This is a genomic window from Saprospira sp. CCB-QB6 (genome assembly GCF_028464065.1).
Lineage (GTDB): Bacteria > Bacteroidota > Bacteroidia > Chitinophagales > Saprospiraceae > Saprospira.
In genome coordinates this window covers 477,806-499,781 of sequence record NZ_CP116808.1, presented here as the reverse complement: position 1 = coordinate 499,781, position 21,976 = coordinate 477,806, and the positions used below count along the sequence as shown (strand labels likewise).

The 21,976-nt window shown below is 45.2% G+C and carries 18 protein-coding genes; 8 read left to right on the top strand and 10 right to left on the bottom strand.

The annotated features are described in order from the left end of the window. Positions 1-3: 3 nt before the first annotated feature. The 3 genes from PPO43_RS01845 to PPO43_RS01835 all read right to left on the bottom strand — a co-directional run bounded on the left by PPO43_RS01845 (position 4) and on the right by PPO43_RS01835 (position 3,359). Positions 4-612, bottom strand: coding sequence for a TlpA family protein disulfide reductase (locus PPO43_RS01845; RefSeq protein ID WP_272620089.1), 609 nt, complete (start codon positions 610-612; stop codon positions 4-6). 11 nt (positions 613-623) lie between these two features. Then, the gene (bshC, locus tag PPO43_RS01840) at positions 624-2,225 is read right to left on the bottom strand and encodes a bacillithiol biosynthesis cysteine-adding enzyme BshC (RefSeq protein WP_272620088.1); all 1,602 of its coding nucleotides are present in this window, start codon (positions 2,223-2,225) and stop codon (positions 624-626) included. 453 nt (positions 2,226-2,678) lie between these two features. Then, positions 2,679-3,359 carry a LolA family protein gene (locus tag PPO43_RS01835; protein WP_272620087.1) on the bottom strand — a complete coding sequence of 227 codons (681 nt, stop codon included), beginning with the start codon at positions 3,357-3,359 and terminating at the stop codon, positions 2,679-2,681. 228 nt (positions 3,360-3,587) lie between these two features. On the opposite strand from PPO43_RS01835, the gene PPO43_RS01830 reads away from it, so the two are divergent. From PPO43_RS01830 to PPO43_RS01795, 8 genes are all read left to right on the top strand, one after another. After that, positions 3,588-4,421 (top strand): leucine-rich repeat domain-containing protein, encoded by an 834-nt coding sequence (locus tag PPO43_RS01830; protein ID WP_272620086.1) that lies wholly within the window; start codon positions 3,588-3,590, stop codon positions 4,419-4,421. 141 nt (positions 4,422-4,562) lie between these two features. After that, positions 4,563-6,749: a hypothetical protein gene (locus PPO43_RS01825; RefSeq protein WP_272620085.1), complete on the top strand. Its 2,187-nt coding sequence runs from the start codon at positions 4,563-4,565 to the stop codon at positions 6,747-6,749. Between the two features lie 90 nt (positions 6,750-6,839). Then, positions 6,840-7,739, top strand: a complete 900-nt coding sequence (locus tag PPO43_RS01820) for a TlpA family protein disulfide reductase (RefSeq protein WP_272620084.1) — start codon at positions 6,840-6,842, stop codon at positions 7,737-7,739. A 116-nt stretch (positions 7,740-7,855) separates the two neighbouring features. Then, complete coding sequence (locus tag PPO43_RS01815; protein WP_272620083.1) at positions 7,856-8,812, top strand: isopenicillin N synthase family dioxygenase; 957 nt, start codon at positions 7,856-7,858, stop codon at positions 8,810-8,812. A gap of 598 nt (positions 8,813-9,410) precedes the next feature. Beyond that, the gene (locus PPO43_RS01810; RefSeq protein WP_272620082.1) at positions 9,411-9,920 is read left to right on the top strand and encodes an OmpH family outer membrane protein; all 510 of its coding nucleotides are present in this window, start codon (positions 9,411-9,413) and stop codon (positions 9,918-9,920) included. A 74-nt stretch (positions 9,921-9,994) separates the two neighbouring features. Further along, entirely contained in the window at positions 9,995-10,510 is a 516-nt protein-coding gene (locus PPO43_RS01805; protein ID WP_272620081.1) for an OmpH family outer membrane protein, read from the top strand. 24 nt (positions 10,511-10,534) lie between these two features. Then, complete coding sequence (locus PPO43_RS01800) at positions 10,535-11,041, top strand: OmpH family outer membrane protein (protein ID WP_272620080.1); 507 nt, start codon at positions 10,535-10,537, stop codon at positions 11,039-11,041. A 127-nt stretch (positions 11,042-11,168) separates the two neighbouring features. Then, positions 11,169-13,718: a S8 family serine peptidase gene (locus PPO43_RS01795; RefSeq protein ID WP_272620079.1), complete on the top strand. Its 2,550-nt coding sequence runs from the start codon at positions 11,169-11,171 to the stop codon at positions 13,716-13,718. Between the two features lie 396 nt (positions 13,719-14,114). Here PPO43_RS01795 and xerD read toward each other — a convergent pair whose 3' ends face one another. The 7 genes from xerD to PPO43_RS01760 all read right to left on the bottom strand — a co-directional run bounded on the left by xerD (position 14,115) and on the right by PPO43_RS01760 (position 21,945). Beyond that, on the bottom strand, positions 14,115-15,026 hold the full coding sequence (gene xerD, locus PPO43_RS01790) for a site-specific tyrosine recombinase XerD (RefSeq protein WP_272620078.1): 912 nt from the start codon (positions 15,024-15,026) through the stop codon (positions 14,115-14,117). Positions 15,027-15,535: 509 nt separating this feature from the next. Further along, positions 15,536-15,793, bottom strand: coding sequence for a type B 50S ribosomal protein L31 (locus PPO43_RS01785; protein ID WP_270099602.1), 258 nt, complete (start codon positions 15,791-15,793; stop codon positions 15,536-15,538). A gap of 89 nt (positions 15,794-15,882) precedes the next feature. Then, entirely contained in the window at positions 15,883-18,084 is a 2,202-nt protein-coding gene (locus PPO43_RS01780) for a protein kinase domain-containing protein (RefSeq protein ID WP_272620077.1), read from the bottom strand. Between the two features lie 199 nt (positions 18,085-18,283). Beyond that, a complete protein-coding gene (locus tag PPO43_RS01775; RefSeq protein ID WP_272620076.1) occupies positions 18,284-19,159 on the bottom strand; it encodes a PP2C family serine/threonine-protein phosphatase in 876 nt (291 codons plus the stop codon). 102 nt (positions 19,160-19,261) lie between these two features. Further along, positions 19,262-19,930: a vWA domain-containing protein gene (locus PPO43_RS01770; RefSeq protein WP_272620075.1), complete on the bottom strand. Its 669-nt coding sequence runs from the start codon at positions 19,928-19,930 to the stop codon at positions 19,262-19,264. A gap of 234 nt (positions 19,931-20,164) precedes the next feature. Then, on the bottom strand, positions 20,165-20,884 hold the full coding sequence (locus tag PPO43_RS01765) for a LytR/AlgR family response regulator transcription factor (RefSeq protein WP_272620074.1): 720 nt from the start codon (positions 20,882-20,884) through the stop codon (positions 20,165-20,167). Next, on the bottom strand, positions 20,881-21,945 hold the full coding sequence (locus PPO43_RS01760) for a sensor histidine kinase (protein ID WP_272620073.1): 1,065 nt from the start codon (positions 21,943-21,945) through the stop codon (positions 20,881-20,883). The genes PPO43_RS01765 and PPO43_RS01760 overlap by 4 nt, the downstream gene beginning before the upstream one ends. Positions 21,946-21,976: the final 31 nt, after the last annotated feature.

The window sequence follows — 21,976 nt, the reverse complement described above, 5'->3', positions numbered from 1 at the left end:
AAATTACAGGGGCAAAATGGCCTTGAGTTCTTCGCTGCTATGGAAGCTTTGGCGGTGGAACTGATGTTGGCCTTTGCCTAAAATGAGGGTGGCGGGAATAGCGCCAGACCAGTTTTCGTCAATTTTGGGGAGCCATTCATTCACCTTTTTTTGGTCCAAGAAAACCACCTGCCCAATCTCTTCTTTATCCATAAAGGGCAGTAGTTTTTTCTCTAGGCTTTTGGTAAAATCGAGGCTAACGTAAAGGAATTTGACCTTGCCGGCTAGTTCTTTTTCTAGGGCGTTGAAGTAGGGTAATTCCTTAACACAGGGGCCGCACCAGGTTGCCCAGAAATTGACGACATAGAGTTCTTCGCCATCTTTTAGGCTCAGAATATCTTTTTCGAAGCCTTCAAAATGATAGATTGGGAGCGATTTACCTGCTTCGGTAGTTAGGATTTTATCGGCATTGGGAAAATCGCTAGAAGTTGTGTTTTGCGATTTTTCTTCTACCACCGCCACGGTTTGGGCGGGTTGTTTGTTGGCTGTGCTAGCCGTTTTGCTATCTGTTTTAGCTTCTTGGCAGGCGCCCAAGCTAAGGGCGAGCAGTGCAGTAAATAGGAGCTGTTTCATACTGTTTTTTTTTAGTCCTCCTCAAATAGGAGAAGGAAATCTTTTTGGAGAGGGTTGAGTTCTTGCAGCAATTCGGATAGCCATTTTTGGCCACCTAGGCGGAGGTAAAATTCCATAAAATTGCTGTATCGTTCTTGGAGTTTGCCTTTGGGTAAGAGCTTGTGTTGTAGTTTTTGAATTTTGGCTAATTCGGTATCCATTTTTTGTTTTTCGGCCCGCATCAATCGCTTTTGGAGTTTATCCAAGCTCTTTTGAATTTGGGCTTCTTGCGCGGCCACCGAAGCTTTGAGGGTAGGGTCTACGGCTGCGGTTTTCTCGCCAATTTGTTCAAAAATGGCTCTGATTTGGGCTTGTTCCGCTTCAAAATTGAGTTCGTGTTCGGTTTGTCGGCGGACAAAATCCTGTCTTAGTGGTTCGGTTTCTTCAAAGAGTTGAGGCCAATCAAAACCTAGGGCCAGCCAATTTTTTGCCGAGCGGGCATCGATCAACTGTACCGAGTTTCGGCGGACCAAAATGGGAAAAGGCGTTTGGTAATGGGCAAATTGGGCTTTGCGCTCCATCCAATAAGCCAGTTCGCCGCCGCCGCCTATGTAGGCTAGGTTGGGCAAAATCTGCTCTTGATAAAGTGGGCGCAAAATGACATTAGGGCTAAATCGCTCGGGATGCTGCTTCAATTCGGCCAAAATTTCAGATTCAGAGAAGTATAAATCTGTATCTAAAATCTGATAATCGCCAGCTTCGTTTTGGATAATTCGGCTGCGGCGATTAGGGCTTAGGTAAAAGAGGTTGATATCGCGGGCGTAGGCTTGTGGACCAAAACCCGCTGATTCTAACTCGGCATAGCTTTTCTCCAAAATGGCCTTAGAGGTCTGCTGCAAAAGCTCTTCTTTCATCACTTCGGCAAAGCTCGCTTTTAGGGCGGGGCTGCCTGCGCGCAGCACCACTAAGCCATAGCGACCAAAAAGGGCATGCACCCATTCCATAAAGGCTTGGCCATAGGTTTTGGGGCCAGAAAAGGCGGCTTGTAGGCTCGTTTTTAGCTCTTGGGCTTCTGGGCTATCGCCCAAAATTTCAAAAAGCTCGCTCAAAACAGGCGCTAGGCTTTCTATATCGTATTGCCCCAAAGGCCCGCCTTGATGGTCTTCCCAAACTAAGGGGTGGCCAAAAAGGTAGGTATGGTTAATTTCTTCAAAGTCGTGATCTTCTTCGCCTAGCCAATAAACAGGCACAAAATGATATTGGGGGTAAGCCGTTTTTAGCTCTTCTGCTAAACGGATAGTGCCCAAAATTTTATAGACAAAATAGAGTGGACCTGTAAATAAATTGGGTTGATGTCCAGTAGTGACCGTAAAGGTTTTTTCTTGCCCAAGGGCGGCCAACTGCTCTTTTAAGATTTGGGGCTGCTCCAAGTTAGCGTATTGGGCCTGAAGTTCTTGGACCAAAAGCGCACGGCGCTTGGTCGAGAACTGCCGTTGCTGAATGGCTGGACCAAAACTGTCTATTTTGGCCGAAGCAGCATAAAATGGCCGTAGGCGCTGGTCGCCAGCTTGGTAGGCCTGATCAAAAGAAGAGAGTTGGGGGATTTTGGAATAAGGAAGCGCTAGGCGTTGCATGGCTGTATGTCTGATAAAATGCTGTTTAGATAATGGTTGAACTGAGTTTAAAAAGTGGAGACAAATAAAAGCCAATAGAGTTCATTTTTTTTTGGGGCTGCCCCTTCCGTCGGGTTGAAACCCAGCGCAAAGCGGTATCGCTTTGCGAAGCTATACAAAATGAGGGTTGAAACCCTCATGAACTATCGGGCGGGTCGGGCTGTGTCGCAGCTCGCAGGTCTGCTCGGCCCTGCGCCGCCAATGGCGGCTGGGTCTGGCCCTTCGGGCCACTGCTATCCATCCCTCAGCCATTGCTGAATTAGCCTACTCAAAATTTCAACTAAACTTTTGGGTGAATTGATCCAAAGATAAAATCTCTATATAAAAAAGGTTTGTTCTTCATGGGTTTTAAGAAAACAAAAAGCCTAGCTGTTGATTAAACAGCTAGGCTTTTTGAGGAAAAGGAAGGCGAAATTAACGCATATCCACTTCTCTGATGCCAGGATATTTTGTTTTGTCAAAGACAAAATCGCTGGCTTTGGGTTGGGCGGCTTTAAGGACCTTAATATCTAGGGTGTAGATAGTACCGTCCTTGGCAAAAACTTTAATTTCATTAACCATTGGTTTAGCACGGTCAATTGTGGCTCTAATTTTAAAGAAATCGGCATCTTTGTCATGGGGTTTGAATTCGATTTCGCAGATATCGCCTCTTTCTTGGGTGAGGGCGTAGAAAAATTCATCTTCGGCCTCATAGATCTTCATAATTTTAGAGGGAGACATCATGTCTTCATCTTCGGGCTCATAATCATTGATTTGGAGCTCATTATTATTTTTCATGTACATCCAGAGCGTGCTGCCATCGCAATATATTTCGTTGCCATTATTATTAACGTGAAACTTATCGCCTTCTTGGGTAATTTGGCCTTGTTGGCGTTCTTGAGTTTCACGGTTATCAATAAGCAACTCATATTCTGCATAAATTGCATTATATTGAGTGTACTTTTTTTTCAGTTTTTCCAGAACCTTTTTGGCGGCTGGGTCTGATTTTTCCACATTGGCTAGGGCCTTTTTAAAGAAAGGCGTTTGGGCTTGCAGGCTATTTAGGCCGAATGTCATCATTAGGCAAAAAGCGAAAAGCAATTTAATTGTTCTCATGCTAATAAAGTAGTTGTAGGAAGTTCTGAAAACGCTAGTTTGTCTTTTGGGGGTATAGTGACTTGAATTGTTTAGTTAGTAGGGGGAGTCAAGGGGACCGAACTTGGTTAAAAACAAAAGCAATTCCAACTTTTGTTTATTGGGACTCGTCTCCTTGCAATTTGCTCTCGCCAATCAAAAATTATTCCAAGGCGTTATTTATCTTAACATAAGCAGTCGATAGATATTTTGAATATTTTAGGAGCACTTAGAGCTTTAATAGGCAGTGCCGATATGGCCAATATTGAGTTAGCCTTTAGTTTGGCGGAGGGGCAGTCTGTGCCTTTGCGGGAGCTTTTGGCGCCATATTATATGCTTTGGCCAAGGGCGGAGCCGCCAGCAGAAATGAGTAAGGAAGATCTTTGGGCTTTATTGCAGCGTCCTTTCCTCAACTTATCTAATCGAAAGTTAGTAGAGTTGCCCAAAGAGATTGGGCAGTTTAGGGCTTTGGAGCAATTGGACCTTTCTGGAAATCAGTTGGAGACTTTGCCACAGGAGTTGGGAGAATTGCCTTATTTGCACAGCATCAATCTGAATACGAATCGATTAGAGGCATTTCCTAGTTTTTTGGGGGCTTTGCCTCATTTGCAGCAGTTGTTTTTGGGGGTAAATAAGATAAAAACCTTGCCTAAAAGGGCCGAGGGGTTTCGGGCCTTGCGTAATTTGCAGCTTTTTGATAATGAGTTGGAGGAAGTTTCCTTTAGTTTTTTTCAGGCCGAGGATTTTGGGATGCTCAACTTGAGTCGAAACCCTTTGCGGGAGCTTTCTCTTTTTGCAGATGGGCAGTTTGGGCAGCTGCGTAAGCTGGAGTTGAGTGGTACCCAATTGAGGCAATTGCCAGCGGATATAGGTCTTCTTTACTCACTGACGCATTTAGATCTTTCTTATAATCCGAAGTTGGAGGAATTGCCAGCGAGTTTTGAGCGGCTAGATCGGCTGCAAATTTTAGAAAGTAGAAACACGCCGCTCAAAAAATTGGACCAGTGGCTGCAACGAATGCCATGGGTCGACTTTTTGGTTTAGCTTTGCTTGGCCTAGCGATGTGCAGCAGTGGCCGTTAGGCCAGACCCAGCGGGCGCAGCCCGCGCAGGGCCGAGCGAATAGCGAGCTGCGAAACGTAGCGCCCGCCGCAGGCGGGAGGCCCCAAAATAAAAACAGAACCCTATGAAACAACTATTTATCCTATTACCATTTTTACTGTTGAGTTGGGCCGTATTGGGCCAAAAAGAATTGAAAACTGCCAAAAAGCTATTGAATCGAGGCGATTTTTATGGGGCGGTAGAAGCTTATGAGCAGGCCTTTAAGGAAGAGGCATTTCAGGGGCAGTCGAAATCTAAGCAGGCCGAGGCTTATTGGGGCTATGCAGAGGCCTGTCGGCAGAGTTTTAATTTTGGCAAGGCCGAGTCTTATTACCGCAAATTGAGTCGGATGGGAGAGGAGCGGGAGGCTTTTCCGAGTATGGACTTCTACTATGCGTATACCTTGAAACACAATGCTAAATACTCGGAGGCTGTTGTAGAATTTGAGGCTTTTTTGGCTAAGCTGGTTAAGGGGAAAGAATTGCAATTGTTGCAGGAGCGGGCCAAGCATGAGTTGGCAGCTTGTAAATTTGCGGAAGAGATTTACAAAAAGCCGATAGAAGGGGTAGAAGTGATTTCTTTGGGGGAAAAAGTGAATACGGCTTATTCTGATTTTTCGCCACATTTGGTTGGTAATGAGCTTTATTTTTCGGCTTTGCGTTTTGAGCAAGATGCTAAGCGTAGGATGAGTGCCAAGGCTTCGACCAAGCAATATTTGTATGGTAAGATTTTGCGTTCTAGAGATCGTGGAGCAGGAGATGCTGGTTTTGCGCCTGGTCTCAATCGGAAATATACCAGTGTGGGTAATTCGGCGCTTAGTGCAGATGGGCAGTGGTTATATTATACGCTTTGCGAGCGGAATCCAGAGAATGAATTGGAATGTGAGATTTATAGAGTGCCGAAAAAAGGCAATGCTTGGGGCAAGCCAGAGGCTCTGCCCAAATCAGTGAATGCGTCAAGGGGGTATACAACGACTCATCCTAATCATAGTTTTGATAGCTTACAAAATAAAAGTTTGCTCTTTTTTGCTTCTGATCGCAAAGGGGGATTTGGGGGCTTGGATATTTGGTGCGTAGAAGTTTTGGGGGAGAATCAGTATGGAAAACCCTTTAATTTGGGGCCTGAAATCAATACTAAAGGAAATGAGGCCACGCCTTTTTATCATGCCAAAACGCAAACGCTTTATTTTAGCTCTACTTGGCATTTGGGTTTGGGGGGCTATGATATTTTTAAGGCCAAACGAAAGGCAGATAGTTGGTCGGCCCCTCAAAATGTGGGCGTGCCGCTCAATTCTGCGGCCAATGACTTATACTTTTACATTGCGCCAGAGCTAGACACCTTTGGTTATTTTTCTTCTAATCGGCCTGGCTCTAAAATCTTGACAGGAGAGTCTTGTTGCAATGATATATATGCCTTGACCTTGCCGGTGGAGATTGAGCCTGGGGACTTGATTGTAGAGCCAGAATTGAGTCCTTTGGATAGCCTTTTGGCCCAAGATCCAGTATTGACGGGGATAGAATTGGAGCCAGAAGCCCCAGCGGCAGTTCCAGAAGCGCCCAAAAAAGATAGTAGTTTAACGCCTCCTGTGGCCGTTGTGGATCCTGTTGATCCGCCAGTAATCGAGCCTGAAGTGCTAGACAGTTTGCCCACAGAAGTTGTTGAAGAAGCGCCTAGCATAGCCAATTTACTCGAGAAACTGCCCATTAGTTTGTACTTCCACAATGATAGTCCAGACAAACAAACTTATGCCACTACTACAAAAATGAGCTATACAGAATCCTACCAAGCTTATTTGCAACTACAAGCGCAATATGAGGAGGAGTTTTCGGCCCAATACGATGGGGTAGAAGTGCAGCAACGGGCCAAAGCTAGAGTAGCTAAGTTTTTTGAGCAGGAAGTGGCGGGCGAGTATGCCCGTTTACAGCATTTTTTGGGGCAGTTGCTCACTCTTTTGGAGTCTGGGCAAGCCGTAGAGTTTCACTTGAGAGGCTATTGTAGTCCCCGTTCTTCTTCGGCTTATAATATTAACTTGGCCAAAAGACGGATTTCGAGTATGCGCAATGAAATGGAGCAATTTCAAAACGGGGCCTTTCAGCCTTATTTGCGCTCTGGGCAGCTCAAATTTGTAGAGCTTTCTATTGGTGAAACGGAGGTGCCCGCTGGCGTTAGCGATGATATTAACGATCCTCGCAACTCTATTTATAGTGTAGAGGCTGCGGGCCAAAGAAAAATACAGATTGAGATGATTATGGCGCAGCCAGAGGAAGAGTAGGTTTAAGTTATCAATAACTTTATTTATTGAAATAAGTTTAGTTTGGATTTTAGTTTTGGGCATTATCTGGATTTTGAAATTATTTTAATAATGCTCTATTACTTATTCTACTCATTGTCTATCTTTTTAGTTTGGGGGCTGGCCTTTTTGTATGGAGGCCAACCCTCAAATTATAGCATTTTGTTGGGGCTATTCTATACCTTTTATGCTAGCTATTATATTCGGCAGTTGATTAAGGGCACTGAAACCAAATGGCATATTTTATTAAAGCTATTTGCTCCCCTGCTTTATTTTGGGCTATATATCTATACCTTAAAGGAGAGGGGCTATTCTTGGATGGTCCTGCTTAATTCTCCATTTACGGCGGCTACTCTGTTAACCCTAGGAATTCAGTTTGATCGCCGTTTATTCCCGAAGCAAGCCATGCAGTTTTTCATTTTGACAGGAATTATCATTTACAGTTTTCGCTTTTATCCTCAGCATATAGAGTTATCTAACTATGAGCATCATCAGCAGGAGCCTAGCTACAATTTTGCAGAAAAAAAAGCAGAGGAGCCCAAAAGAGATAGCAGTTACAATATCTTTAGTCAATTCTTTTTGCAAGAGGAGGGAGATACTGTGACCTTGGCTCAAAATGGCCATTATGTGCTGATTGAAACTTGGCATGAACGCTGCCCACCTTGCCTGAAGGCCATTCCAGATATGCAGCCTTTTTATCAAGAACTAAAAGGAAAGTTGGATCAATACTACATTTATGTTCCAATAGATAAAATGACAGAATTAAACCAAAACAAAGTCTTTAACTTTGAAAAAATTAAAGAGCATGAACGCATTCGCATTGATTTAGGGCTACAGCAGCAGTTGGGCCTCAAAGGGTTTCCATATTTTCTGTTGTTTAATCCCCAAGGAGAGCTAATTTTTGAGCAAAGAGGCTACAATGAAAAAAAACGTTTGGAGCTAGAAGCCCTAATCCGGGAAAAAATCTTGTAGGCCGAGAAAAAAGGACAAAAAAGTCGATTTTTTTATTAGATTTGTGCAACAAACTACTTTCGTGCTGCTCAAAAGGAAAAAGAGAGCAGTACACTTACCATCAATGCATTTTAGTTATGGCAACTATTACCGGAATTCCTCAGGTAGACCTGAGTCAGTTCGTAAAGGGTGATGCCTCTCAGCAAGCTGCTTTTGTTGAGGCCCTAGGAAAAGCATTTACAGAAATTGGTTTTGTGGGCGTCGTGAATCACGGCATTCCCAAAGAGTTAATTAAGAAGTTCTTTGAAGAGTCTGAGCGCTTTTTTGCACAAGACTTAGAAACCAAAGACAAATATGAGGTCAAAAATGGCGCTGGACAAAGAGGATATTGCTCTTTTGGCCGCGAACATGCCAAACAATCTAATGTTGGTGACCTTAAAGAATTTTATCAGTTCGGCCAAGAGTTGCCCGAAGGACACGAACTCAAAGATGTGTACATGGATAACATCTACACCGATGAGTTGCCTGAGTTCAACAAAACAGCCCGTGAGTTGTACCAAGCTTTTGAAGCTTCTGGCGCTCACTTGCTAGAGGCTATCGCTATTTTCTTGGGACTAGACCGCAATTATTTCAATCCTCATATTGAGGGCGGAAACTCTATTTTGCGCGCTATTCACTATCCTCCCATCACAGAAGAACCCAAATCGGCTATCCGCTCAGAAGAGCATGAGGATATCAACCTCATTACCCTTTTGGTGGGCGCTTCTGCCGACGGACTACAAGTGCGTCCCTTGGGCCAAGATTGGATCGATGTGAAAGCCTTGGGCGATGGTATCGTCATCAATGTTGGAGATATGCTACAACGCCTCACCAACAACAAATTGAAGTCGACTACGCACCGTGTAGTGAACCCACCACGCGAACTTTGGCACACTTCACGCATCTCTATTCCTTTCTTCTTGCATCCCCGCAGCGATATGGATTTGACTTGCCTAGAAGATTGCGTAACCGAAGAAACGCCCCTACAATACGAGCCAATTACCGCTGGCGAGTACCTAGATGAGCGTCTACGCGAAATCGGACTTAAAAAATAAACGCCTTGCTTGCAAGCGTTTTAAATAGAAGAGCAGTCTCGCTTTAGAGGCTGCTCTTTTTTTGATTTTTTTATAGATTTTTGTTTTTTGGGGCCTCCGCTAAATATAATGTGGCGGCGGTTACTCCCTTCGGTTGTCGAAGACAAACTAAAGTTCTTGTTGTCGTTGCGCAGCTCGCTGCTGTTTTGGGGCCTCCCGCCTTCGGCGGGCGCTACGTTGCGCAGCTCGCTATTCGCTCGGCCCTTCGCCAGCAAGCTGGCTCGGTCTGGCCTGCGGCCACTGCTCCACATCGCTAGGCCAGGGCCCAACCCTTTTGCCAATACATCAGTTTAAGGAGAAATGGCATCTTTGATAGGGCAGGGCAATTATTTTTGGCCCAAAACTTGGCTAATAGGCTATAAAGGGCCGCAGAAAAGGGCCAAAAGTCCCCACTACAGCTGAGCGGCTGAGGGATGGACAGCAGGGCCGCCAAAGGCGGCAGACCAAAGCGGCTTTGCCGCTGCAGGGCCGAGCGAATAGCGAGCTGCGAAACAGCCCGACCCGCCCGCAGGGCGGGGCAGCCCCAAAAATCAAATACTGAATAATTAAAAAAATAGAAATGAAAAACCTCTTATTAAGCCTAACGCTACTGTTGTCTACCATGAGCTTTTCCTTTGCACAAAGAGCGGCTTATGTGGATATGACCAAAATTATGGATGCTGTGCCCGAATATAAAACGGCACAGGCCGAATTGGACCAGTTGGCAGAGCGTTGGCGGCAAGAAATTGCCAAAGAATACGAACAAATTGAACAACTTTATCGCGAATATCAGGCAAGAGAGGTCTTGATGAGCGAAGAGATGAAAACCCAAAAACAAAACGAAATTATTGAGAAAGAAAAGGCCGTTAGAGCCTTGCAAGACCAGCGTTTTGGACCAGAAGGAGAGCTTTTTACTAAGCGCCAAAGTCTAGTGAAACCCATTCAGGAAAAGGTTTACAAAACCATCGAGCTATTGGCCAAGGAGCGCAATTACGACTTCATTTTTACGGCTCCCGATGGCAGCCAAATGATTTATGCCAAAGCCGATAAAGACCTAACTGCAGAGGTCGTAAAGCGCTTGGGTAAATAAGTTCCTTAGATTTCGCCAAAAAAAATTATTTTTGTGCGCTTAATTCGTCAAACTTCAAAATTTTAAGAAATACTATGAAAAAGCTTATGCAGCTCAGCAGCATTTTGATGTTGCTTACTTTTATGGCCTTTAGTTCAGTGAGCTACGGCCAGCAAAAAATTGCCTACGTAGATGCTGATGTCATCATTCCCAATATGCCCGAATATAAAAGAGCCAAAGCCGAGGTAGAATCTTATCGCAAGATTTTGGAAAAACAACTAGAGGGCAAGCAAGCTGCTATGCAGCAGTATTATGCTGATGTCATGGCTAAAGTTCAAGCGGGTCAAATGACTCCTTTGCAACAAAAAGAAGCCGAGCAGAAATTGGCCAAAATGCAAGAAGATTTGCAAAAACAGGCCCTAAAAGCCGATGAGGATTTGGTACGCAAAGAGCAAGACCTCACTAAGCCCCTATATGAAAAATTTGAGGCTAAACTCAAAGAAGTGGCTACTGATAATGGTTATGCTTACATTTTGGACAAAAAAATGTTGCTTTATCACCAAGGTGGCACTGATGCCACAGCCAAACTAAAAGCCAAGCTCGGCATTTAATTTCACCCCAAAACAATCAGAATTATGAAATTTGCTTCTTTTTTTAGCCTAATGGCCTGCTTGCTCTTTTTAGCAGCTACGCCATTGTCGGCCCAAAAAATGGCTCATGTAGATGGCGATGCGATTATTCCCAATATGCCCGCCTATAAAAGAGCAAAAGCAGAGGTAGAATCTTATGGCAAAATTTTGCAAAAGCAACTAGAAGCTGAAAGCAAAAAGGTCCAGGATTTTTATACTAGCACCATGGAAAAAGCACAGAAAGGTTTGCTTTCTCCTGCACAACAAAAACAAGCGGAAGAACAACTGCAACAAATGCAGCAAGGTCTGCAGCAAAAAAGCGCAGAAGCAGAGCGTTCTTTGGCCAAAAAAGAACAGGATCTTGTTAAACCACTCTATGAGCAGTTTAATAAGGCCCTTACCGATGTAGCTGCCGAAAATGGCTATAGCTATATTATGGATATCAAGCTCATTATGTACTCTGAAGGAGGCATTGACGCTACCGCAAAAGTAAAAGCAAAGTTGGGCATTTAATCCGTTTTGTTTTACGAGAAAAAAGGGAGTTGACCATTCGGTCAACTCCCTTTTCTTGTCCTAAAGCAGCCTTTTTACTTCTTAAGGTCGTTTAGTAAACAACTTCACCAATCAAATTTACCCAACTATGCGCTTTTTTTTTCTTAGTTATTGGTTGCTATTTTCGACTTTGCTTTGGGGCCAAACGCTGCCTGGAGAGTATATTATCTTGCTTCATAAAGAAGGCCAAATTCGTCAGCTGATGGCCAAATTGCCTGGCCAATGGGCCGCCCCAGAATTATTGATTCCCCAAGGACGCTATTATTTGCTCAAAACAGATGCAAGTACAGATTATTTGCCAGAACTTTTAGCTCAGCCTGAGGTACAAATGGCCCAAAAAAATCGCCGCCTTAAATACCGCCAAATTCCCAATGATAGTTTATTGGGCCAACAATGGCAACATCAAAATACAGGACAAGCTGGAGGTCCCACGGGCTTAGACCATAACGCTTTTCCCGCCTGGCAATTGGCTGGCGGTGGCGATAGCAGTGCCTTAGGTGATCCGATCGTTCTGGCCATTGTCGATGACGGTATAGAAAAAACGCATCCCGATTTAGCTCCCGCTATTTGGCAAAACCAAGCCGAAATTCCCAATAATCAAATTGATGAGGACCAAAATGGCTATGTTGATGATTTTTGGGGTTGGAATAGCAACAGCCAAAATGACCAAATTCAAGGGGGAAATCATGGGAGCTCTGTAGCCGCCTTAGCCGCTGGTCGAGGAAATAATGCTACGGGCATCGCAGGTCTAGCCTGGAACAGCCAACTGCTGATCGTCCGAAATGATTTTAATACCACTGAGGCCAATATTTTGGCTGCTTATGGCTATGTATTGCGCCAACGGCAACGCTACAATCAAAGCAATGGACAAGAAGGGGCCTTTGTTGTGGCCTGTAATTCTTCTTGGGGCTTAGATAATGCCTGGCCACAGAGCGCTCCACTTTGGTGTAGCTTTTACGATAGCCTTGGCCATGCTGGAATTTTAAGTGTGGCCGCTACCACCAACAATAATGTCAATGTAGATCAAGTCGGCGATTTGCCCAGCCTTTGCAACAGCGAATATCTTATCATTGTAACTAATCTTAATCGTTTTGGCTTGTTAGCGGGGGGCTATGGAGCTGCTTCCGTAGATATTGGTGCTTTTGGCGATGGGGTCTTCACTGCCAGAAATGGAAATAGTTATGGCGTTTTTGGCGGAACTTCTGCCGCAACTCCCTCTGTAACTGGAAGTATTGCCTTGGCATACTCTGCCGCCTGTCCCAACTTTATACAATGGGCCAAACGCTGGCCCGCCGCTGCCGCTCGAACAATCAAAAGGATGGTTTTGCAAAATGGAACGCCTTCTGGTAGCCTGCAAGGCATTACGAGAAGCTCTGCTTATCTCAATGCAGGCCAATTGGTCCAAGGAATGCCCTGCCCCATAGATAGCTGCCTTTTGCCCCCCGATTTTTATCTCGAAGCTTTTGAAGAGGGCTTTTACCTACACTCGCCACATTATGAGGATAGTCTGCAAGTTTTGCTTAGAACCGATGCTAGCTTCCCTTGGGATACGCTCTACTTGTCTAGCCGAGATACCATTTCAGGCCTAAATAATTGCCAACTGTATGAGTTGAAAATCTATCCGCTTTGTGGACCGAGCGATAGCCTTTTGCTGCAATTAAGTACCACAGATTGTTGTTTACCCCCTCAATCGGAAAGCTGGAGCCTGAATAGCAATCAACAAAGGGAGTTATTGGCCCATTTGCCCAGTAATGCCGCTAGCTCATCCCTGCGTTTTCGGCCCTATAATAGCGGACAAGCTTGGCAACAATTGAGCTCTGCCGATAGCTTTTTTATTTTGCCATTGCTCGATAGCTGCCTCCTTTTTGAATACCAACTCCAAAGTCATTGCCTAAGAGGCGATAGCAGTGATTGGGGGCCCTTACACTTTTTCCGTACAGAGGGCTGCCAAGATTGCGGCGCCCAGCAATATTGCGATATGCAGGGCCAACAAAATACCTTTGATTGGATTGAACGCCTTCGTCTGGACCAATATGAGTCGCAAACGGGCAATAATGGTGGCTATTTTTATCAAGATAGCACGGTGTTGCATTGGCCTATCGGCCAGTCTATTTCTTTTGAGGTGGAACAGGGTGATGTTTATCAGGAAGCGCTCCGAATTTGGCTAGATCTCAATGCCGATGGCGATTTTGATGAGACCAATGAGCTGCTGTACGAAGGCCAATTTAATGGACAACGTATTCTTGCGGGCCAATTGTATTTGCCCCAACAAGCACAGCCCGGCCCCAGCTTGTTGCGATTCAGCCTGCGCTGGAACCAATACGCGGAGCTCTGCCAACAATATCAAAATGCAGAAACAGAAGACTATTGCGTTTATCTTACGCCTTATACCAGCACGGTTTTTAACGAAAAACAAGCCCTAAAACTTTGGCCCCAACCCAATTCGGGCGAATTTCAACTCAGTCTGCCCACCGCAGGCAATTTTCCCTATACACTCTACAACCTACAAGGCCAAATTCTAGAAAAAGGACAACTTCAAGGCCCAAATACCAGCCTAAGTTTACAAAATAAATATCCCGCTGGACAGTACTTTTTGCAAGTCGGTTCTTGGGCTAGCCCATTGATACTAATAGATTAGTTGTTTTGGGGCTGCCCCTTCCGCCGGGTTGAAACCCAGCGCAAAGCGGTATCGCTTTGCGAAGCGATACAAAATGAGGGTGGAAACCCTCATGAATTATCGGGCGGGTCGGGCTGTGTCGCAGCTCGCTGATCGCTCGGCCCTGCGCCGCCTTTGGCGGCTGGGTCTGGCGCTTTGCGCCACTGCTGTCCATCCCTCAGCCAGATTTAATTGCGCTGCTTTGGCCATAGTTTGCTATGAATTTTCTGCTAGGCCAGCTATTTTTTAAGGGCATAGCCTTCGCTATGGCCGAGAAAAATAGGACCGACTAGTGGGAAATTGCTGCAAACTATAAAAGTGAGTGCGTTTAAATTTGGCTATTGCCTGCGGCCCTAACGGGCCTGTAAAACGCAGAAATTACTCTTCTCGCTTATAATGTTGAGCGGGATGAAATGAGCGCAAACTCTCTTTCAAATAGCGATTATCTAATTGGCTATAGAGCTCTGTGGTGGTTATAGAAGCATGTCCTAAGAGTTGCTGGACCAAACGAAGATCTGCTCCGCCTTCTACCAAATGCGTAGCAAAACTATGGCGAAAACTATGGGGCGAAATGTTTTTATCTATGCCCGCATCGGCTACCGCTTTCTTGACAATCAAGAAAAGCATTTGCCGAGAGAGCTGTTTGCCTCTTCTATTTAAAAAGACAATATCTTCTGATTTTGGGGCAATCTTTAGATGCTTCCTTTGGTCCAAATAAAAAAGTAGCTGTTGTTTAGCTGATTCACCAATAGGGACAATGCGTTCTTTTTGGCCCTTCCCCCAAAGGCGAATAAGGTCCATTTCTAGCAAAAGGCCCGATAGTTTAAGCTCGCAAAGCTCGCTGGCCCGTAGCCCACAGGCATAAAGCAGCTCAAGCATGGCCCGATTGCGGTGCCCTTGGGCCTGAGAAAGGTCAATGGCATTAAAGATTTTGTCCACCTCATCAATGCTGAGGTATTCGGGTAATTTACGCTTTTGTTTAGGCGCCTCTAGTAGGGCAGATGGGTCCTTTTCTATCAGGCCCTCTAAACGCAGATAGGCAAAAAAGCTTTTGACAGAAGAGAGCATACGAGCTTGGCTGCTGTTGGCCAAACCCAACTCTTGCAGCTCTTTGAGAAAAGCACGAAGGATATGCTTGTCAATTTCGGCCAGTTGCTCTGCCTGGCCATTGAATTTAAGGTAGCGGTTAAGTTGCTTCAAATCACTTTTATAGGCAGCCAAAGAGGCTGGTGATAGGCCTTTTTCTAATTGCAAAAAAGCCTCAAAACCTGGTAGGTAAAGATCTAGCATACTGATAATTGGAGATATAGAGTATAGCCTTAAAATGAAAGAATTATAAAATAGAAATTTAAAAAAGTTAAAATTTGTCTAATAAAAAAGCAGAAAAGGCTGCTTTCGCAAAATTTATTTCCCTAAATTAGAAGCCTAAAGCGGAAATTTATGTACCGTTATTCTGAAAGTGTAGAGGTTTTTTTCCCACAAGGGGAAGAAAATCTCTTTTTTTTGGTCCTATTCGGTTCTACAGGCCCGTCAGGGCCGCAGGCTGAGGGATGGACAGCAGTGGCGCAAAGCGCCAGACCCAGCCGCCAAAGGCGGCGCAGGGCCGAGCGATCAGCGAGCTGCGACACAGCCCGACCCGCCCGATAATTCATGAGGGTTTCCACCCTCATTTTGTATCGCTTCGCAAAGCGATACCGCTTTGCGCTGGGTTTCAACCCGGCGGAAGGGGCAGCCCCAAATAAAAAAAAGCACAACAACCATAGCGGTTATTGTGCTTGTGTTTTGGCAAAAAGAAAAGCCTAGCCCAAGTCGAACTTGGCAAATTTCTTTTTGAACTTGTCGATACGTCCAGCAGTATCTACAAAAGTCATCTTTCCTGTGTAGAAAGGATGAGAGGCGCTAGAGATCTCCAATTTAACGAGGGGATACTCATTGCCATCTTCCCAAGTGATCGTGTCTCTGCTAGGAGCAGTAGAACGAGTTAGGAAGCTGTAGTCCGTAGAAATATCTTTGAACACGACAAGACGATAGTCTTCTGGATGCAATCCTTGTTTCATGGCCAAAAATTGGTTTTGAATGATGATTCATAATAAAGCGAGGGCAAAAATAAGCATAAATCTCAAAAAAGCAAGAGAAAACCCAACTTTTATCGGAGCTGAGTGAGCTCTGAACGCAAAAGTTTAATTTTCTGGTTGAGGTCTTTGAGTTTATGTTCTTCGCCATGTAATTCTATGAGTAGTTCGTTACGGGTTTTGAGCAATTTCCGATAAGCTTTATCGAGTAATTTGTCGTCGAGTTGAGATTCTTGGCGAATTTCTTTAGAGGCTTTTTTGACAATATCCTCGATTTTAATTTTGTGTGTTTCTCCTTCTTGGACCAGTTGCTGTTGGGCTTGGTCGTAGCGGTTTTGGATGTGGTTGAGCTCTTCTTCAAAGCGATTTTTCCAGTCTTCTAGCTGTCGAGCAATCTGAGCTTCTTGGCTTTTGTCGATGCCCTCGGCGCCAGCCCAATAGGGCAGTTGTTGGAGTTTTTGCTCTGGGCTATGGCCCAAAATATTGGCATAGGGGGCCACTTGCAAATAGTCGTGATACTTTTGTCGAAGCGCCCGGATTTCCTTGGCTTCGGCTCGCATTAACTCTCTGGCTTTTTGGTCCTGTACCTTAATTTGATAGCTTTCTTTAGCAATATCTGCTTGAATCCGTTGGTTGGCTGAGCGAACATTTTTGCCATAGGTGTTTTGGAAGTTTTGCTCTCGCTTTTCTTTGAGTTTTATCAAGGTTTCTAGCTCTTGGCGAATATCCTGTACCTTTTGTTTAAGCTTAACCCGCTCCGTAAATAGGCTATATTGTTTGTCCTCTAAATAGCGGCGACGCTGTGCTTTGGTCAACGCCATTTGTTCTTGAGCAAACTCTACGACTTGCCCTACTTTTTTGCTCACAAATTTTAGGATACTTTGGCCTGAGCTAATAATTAGCGGAATGAGCACGAAAATCCAGCTGGTAGGGCTAGTGATTAGGTTAAAAATGGTTCTTGGGATAAAGAAAAAGAGTTCAGAGAGCACCTCAAAAGCAGTTGCAAAATCGAACTCATCGGAGACAAGACCTATGAGGAACACAAAGATGACAATTACGACAAAGACAATTCCTACAAATTTGAGCAAATTGAGGGCAATGCGTCCTGCTGTACGATAAATTTTTAGGGTTTTATCCTGAAAGCCTTTTCGGTTCAAGGGACCATCAGCCATTTGTTGCTGCAATTCCTTGAGTTCAGGAGCAGCCAGCTTGAGCTCATCTACAGCTCGGCTTACGGCCAGCTCATACCAGTTTTGCTGCTGTTTGTGTTCTACCGAAAGGACCTTAGAAGGCAAAGGCCGATCAATCAACAACAATGGGCTATTCAAAAAAGTATTGCCCCATTCTTCTGCCGAGATACGCTGTTCTGGCTCCTGATGCCCATCGACAAAAGTCCGATTAAAGAGTGTTTGTATCTCTTCTTCGAGCTCTTCAAATTGTTGGTGAGGAGGCGGAATAACACTAAACAACCCTCGCTGATGATGCACATACAAGCCCTGATGAATCTTATCGCCCAAAGAAACCAAATGGTCATAAGGTGGTAGGGCAGAGGCCGCAAATGGGTGAATCCCCAACAAAAGACGGTAAAAAATAACGGCCAAACTAAACTCATCCCAACTCTTAGGAATAGATTTTTCGCCTGGACGAAGGCCTTCATAATACTCTGGCGGTGTATATTCAGGCGTTACCACTGTAGCGGGAAAAACAGTTTGCCCATTTTCTACAACCTCAATAGAATCCATATCCACCAAAGCAATCAATCCATTGCTCTGAATCAAGACATTATCTGGCTTGAGATCAACTAATACATAGCGGCCCGTGGCATGCAATTGTGAAACCGCTGCCGCAATATTATAGCAAACCTTCATCCGAAGACGCCAAGCATCCTCATGCCCAAAGGCTAGGCGCTGCCAAGCCCGGCCCAAACGCTTGGGCAAATTGGGCGCACAAAGCACTTCCAGCTTTTCACCTTTGGCCTTGGGCATGAGGTAACCCACAAAATTATCTTGAGCATCATAGAGCAACTGATCCACCCAAATAATGGGCTGATGCATACCTTCTTGCTCCACATTTGGCCGATTTTGAAGCATATAGCTCAACTTCTCCTCTCGGCTTTCGCTTTTGCGCTTATGCGGATGATAAATTTTGGCCACATAATCTAAATAACGAACGGGATGCTCAATGGCATACAGACCGCCCTCCCCTCCACTCGCAAAGGGTTTATCGGGCAAACTGATGGCCTCTTTACTGCCGGCTATATAAAACTGTTGGGGCATAGTTTAAAAATGGGTAGAAGATAAAGGATGGAAGCACTTGTATTTTTTCTTTGGGGCTTCCCCTCGCTGCGCTCGGGTCGGGCTGTGTCGCAGCTCGCTGCTCGCTCGGCCCTGCGCGGGCCTTGCCCGCTAGGTCTGCCGCCTGCGGCGGCCCTGCTGTCCATCCCTAAGCCAAGGCGCGAAGCGCCTTTCTGGACCTTTAAATATTTTTTTCTTGGGGCACCTCCGCTAGACGAACGGCCAAAATCATACTTTTGTCGTCAATCTCATGCTTAAATTGCTTGGTGCCAGCGGTCAAAAAGCCGCTCCATAGTTTATTGATTTCTTCCTGGCTTTTTTGCTCTTTGTGCAGCTGGCGCAAACCAGGCACATTAGGCTCAAAAAAGCGAGGAAAAGGACGATTGGGATCGCTGTATTTCTTTGTCTTGGGGTCAAAGATATTGACCTCAAAAGCGGCCTTTTCACAACCGTCACTCATGAGGGCAAAGGCGCGAATTGGGCCAGTCGTTACCGAGCTTTCAATGTACTCTTCAATGCCAGCGGGATTCCAAATTCTAGAGGTAATAAAGACTGTTTCATTGGCCTCATTACCTCGATAGGGCGCTATAAGCGCCTTCCATTGGCCTGGAGCATCTGAATAAGCAGCCCGGCCATCGCCAATATGGACGCTCAGCAAAGCCCCTTCACAATAAAGGGTAGCCAAAACTGTACAGGCCAACTGAGGGAGAGGAATTTCTCTCTGCTTCGCAAACTGCATCAGCCTTTGCATCACCAATTGCAAGGCTCTTTGGGCCTCTTTGCGCCAAGTTTTTTCATCGGGCAATTGGCTGGGGGACCAAGCACAACGCTTAATCACCTCCTCTAAACAATGGGCCGTGTTTCGGGCCACAAAATCAGACCCAATATGTGATTGGGCCGCAGAACCTGCACCGTCACAGACTACCGCCACGCCCCAATCTTCATTGATGCGATGATGTGCTGTGCTATCTTGGCAAGGGATACCCGATTGAATATGTCCGTTGCCAATTACCGAAGCATAGGCTAAGACCCAAGGGCTTTTTTCTTCCTGACTCATAAGCAATAAAAAATCAAGGGCTCGCAATTTGGGCCAACCCTTATTCTAAATTATAGGGAAGCAGTTCTTGAGAATCGTCTCAAGAACTGCTTGGCAAAAAAATTAAAACTTCATTTGGGCCCAATCACTAATTGGGGGAAGCTCAATGGTTTCTCCTTCCTTAGATTTAGTGATGATTCCAATACTGTTGCTCAACCACTTGAAGAACTCAGAGAACTTGTAGCCAGCTAGGGGCATGGGGGGAGCCGAGGGCGGACAGATGCGCTGCAAGGTTGCATGATTGTAGCCTTTTACCCCCAATCCAAAGAAAGTAAATCGCTTGCCTTCTACGGCCTCGCGGATTTCGGCAGAAATGCCATTGACATCCTGGTCTCTATCGGGTTCGCCATCAGTAATAAGAACGACAATTGGGCGATAATAAGGCTGTCCTGTTTCTTTGTACCATTGTTTGCGCTCTTCGGTTTTGCGCATGGCTTCTCGAACGGCATCGACCAAACGAGTAGTTCCACTTACGCCCAAAGTAGGCATATCAAAGCCCTCAATGAGAGAGGGTTCTTGAATGGTGTTGATGCGGCTACCAAAGGTCACAATGCTTACCTCTAAGCGGTTGGCCGCAATAAGGTCCTCCTCAATGGCGGCATAAAACTCTTGCAAGCCACGGTTGAGCTCGCGAATAGGTTCTCCACCCATAGAGCCCGAAGTATCGAGGACCAAGGTGCACAAACATTTTTGTTCGTAATTGTCTGGGGTTTCTCCCTGAAAGTAACTCATAACTATATTGATTATTTCAGCTGATGCACGAAGATTTTATCTATTATTTAAGTGTTTTTTTGTTTTCAAGGTTCAGTTAAAAGCCAACTTAATTGGTCCTATTGGCCTAGCGATGTGCAGCAGTGGCCCTTAGGCCAGACCAAGGCGCTGTAAGCGCCGCAGGGCCGAGCGAATAGCGAGCTGCGAAACGTAGCGCCGACGAGCGCAGCGAGGCGGAGGCCCCAAAAAAATAGCTTATAAGCGCTTTTCATTGATAATGGCCAGCAGCTCGTCGCGATAATTTTTGCCTACGGGAATGCTTTTGCCGTTGAGCTCCAGCATATTGCCTTCTAGCATAGCTATTTTGCTCAGGTTGGCGATATAAGAACGATGCACCCGCTTAAAGAGATGGGCGGGCAGTTTGGCTTCTAGTAATTTCATGGTTTGCAGGGTGACGATACGTCCTTGCGGGGTGTGCAAAATGACATAATCCTTGAGCCCTTCAATATAAAAAATTTCGTCAAAACGGACCTTAATGAGCTTTTTATCTGCTTTGACAAAAATGTAGTCGCTGCCTTTGGTCTGTGGCTCCTCTACTGGTGCTTGTCGTTCTTGGCCGCGATTTTTTTGTAGTTCTATAGCCTTGTTGATTGCTTTGACAAAGCGATCGAAAGCGATGGGTTTGAGCAGATAATCAACTACATTGAGTTCATAGCTTTCTAGGGCATAATTGGAGTAGGCCGTAGTAAAAATGACCAGTGGAGGTTGGGCCAATGTTTTGAGAAAATCAATGCCAGAAATTTGGGGCATGTGAATATCGAGCAGCATCAAGTCTACCTTTTGGCTATTGAGTTGCTCAAAGGCTTCGATGGCGTTTTGGCAGCTTCCGATTAGTGTTAGGCTGGGGAGCTTTTCGATATAAGTTTGCAGCACGTCTCTGGCTAGGGGCTCGTCATCAACGATTAAAACATTCATATTTCTTCCTTTGTCAGTGTTAAGAGGACCTGATAACTGCTGGGGTCCTCCATGATTTGGAGTTGGTGTCGTTTGGGGTACAATAGCTCAAGTCGGCGGCGGACATTACTCAGGCCAATGCCACCTTGGTGATAAAGCTCGCCTTTGGGCTCACTACTTTTGCTATTTTCTATCCTAAAGTTAAGTTTTTTTTCTTCAATTTGTAATTCTATCCAAACATAGCCCTCTTCAATACTGTTAGAGAGCCCGTGTTTAAAGGCATTTTCTAGAAAGGGAATAAAAAGCAGGGGCGGAACTTCTACGCTTTGCGGAAGCGGCTGCGGGTAATGTAGCGCAATTTGGGCCTTGTCGCCATAACGGATTTGTTCCAAGGCCAGATAGTTCTCCATATAACTGATCTCTTTTTGTAGCGGGACCATCTTTTCGTTGCATTCATAAAGCATATAACGCATCATGGCCGAAAGGCGGAGGACCAACTCTGGCGCCTTATCCGATTTTTTTAGGCTGAGCGCATATAAGTTATTAAGGGTATTAAAAAGGAAGTGGGGATTGATTTGAGACTTGAGAAAACTAAGCTCTGATTGCAGATTCCGCTTTTCTAAATCTCTCTTGATGCGCTCTTGCCGCAGCCACTCTTTGCCAATCTTTAGGGCCGTACTCAGGCTCAAAACAAAGAAGTTGAAAAGAAAATGAATATGTTGGTTTCTCAGCAGATGTTCCTGGGCCGCCGTATATTCGTCCATGACCCAATATAAACAAATGAGCTCTAGAGGTGTAATGAGGAAGGTGGCAAAAGTAGCCATCAAAAAATACTGGCCTATTTTCTTCTGCGCCAAATATTGCGGCAAGATTTGCCAAAGATTCCAGTAGACCAAGGCCATCACAAAAAACAGATGGATGCCCAAGGTTTTGAGGGTAAAAGGTAGCTCTGGCCAACCATTGTAATTGATGGTCAGCATCAGGTTGAAATAGAGCAGCCACAACAATAGATGGTAGAGCCAAGGACGCTCTACATAGCTCCAAAAGCGGCTCATCCAATTTAAGGGGACAGTCGATTCCATAGGTTAAAGTTCTTCACTCCAAAACAGCTAA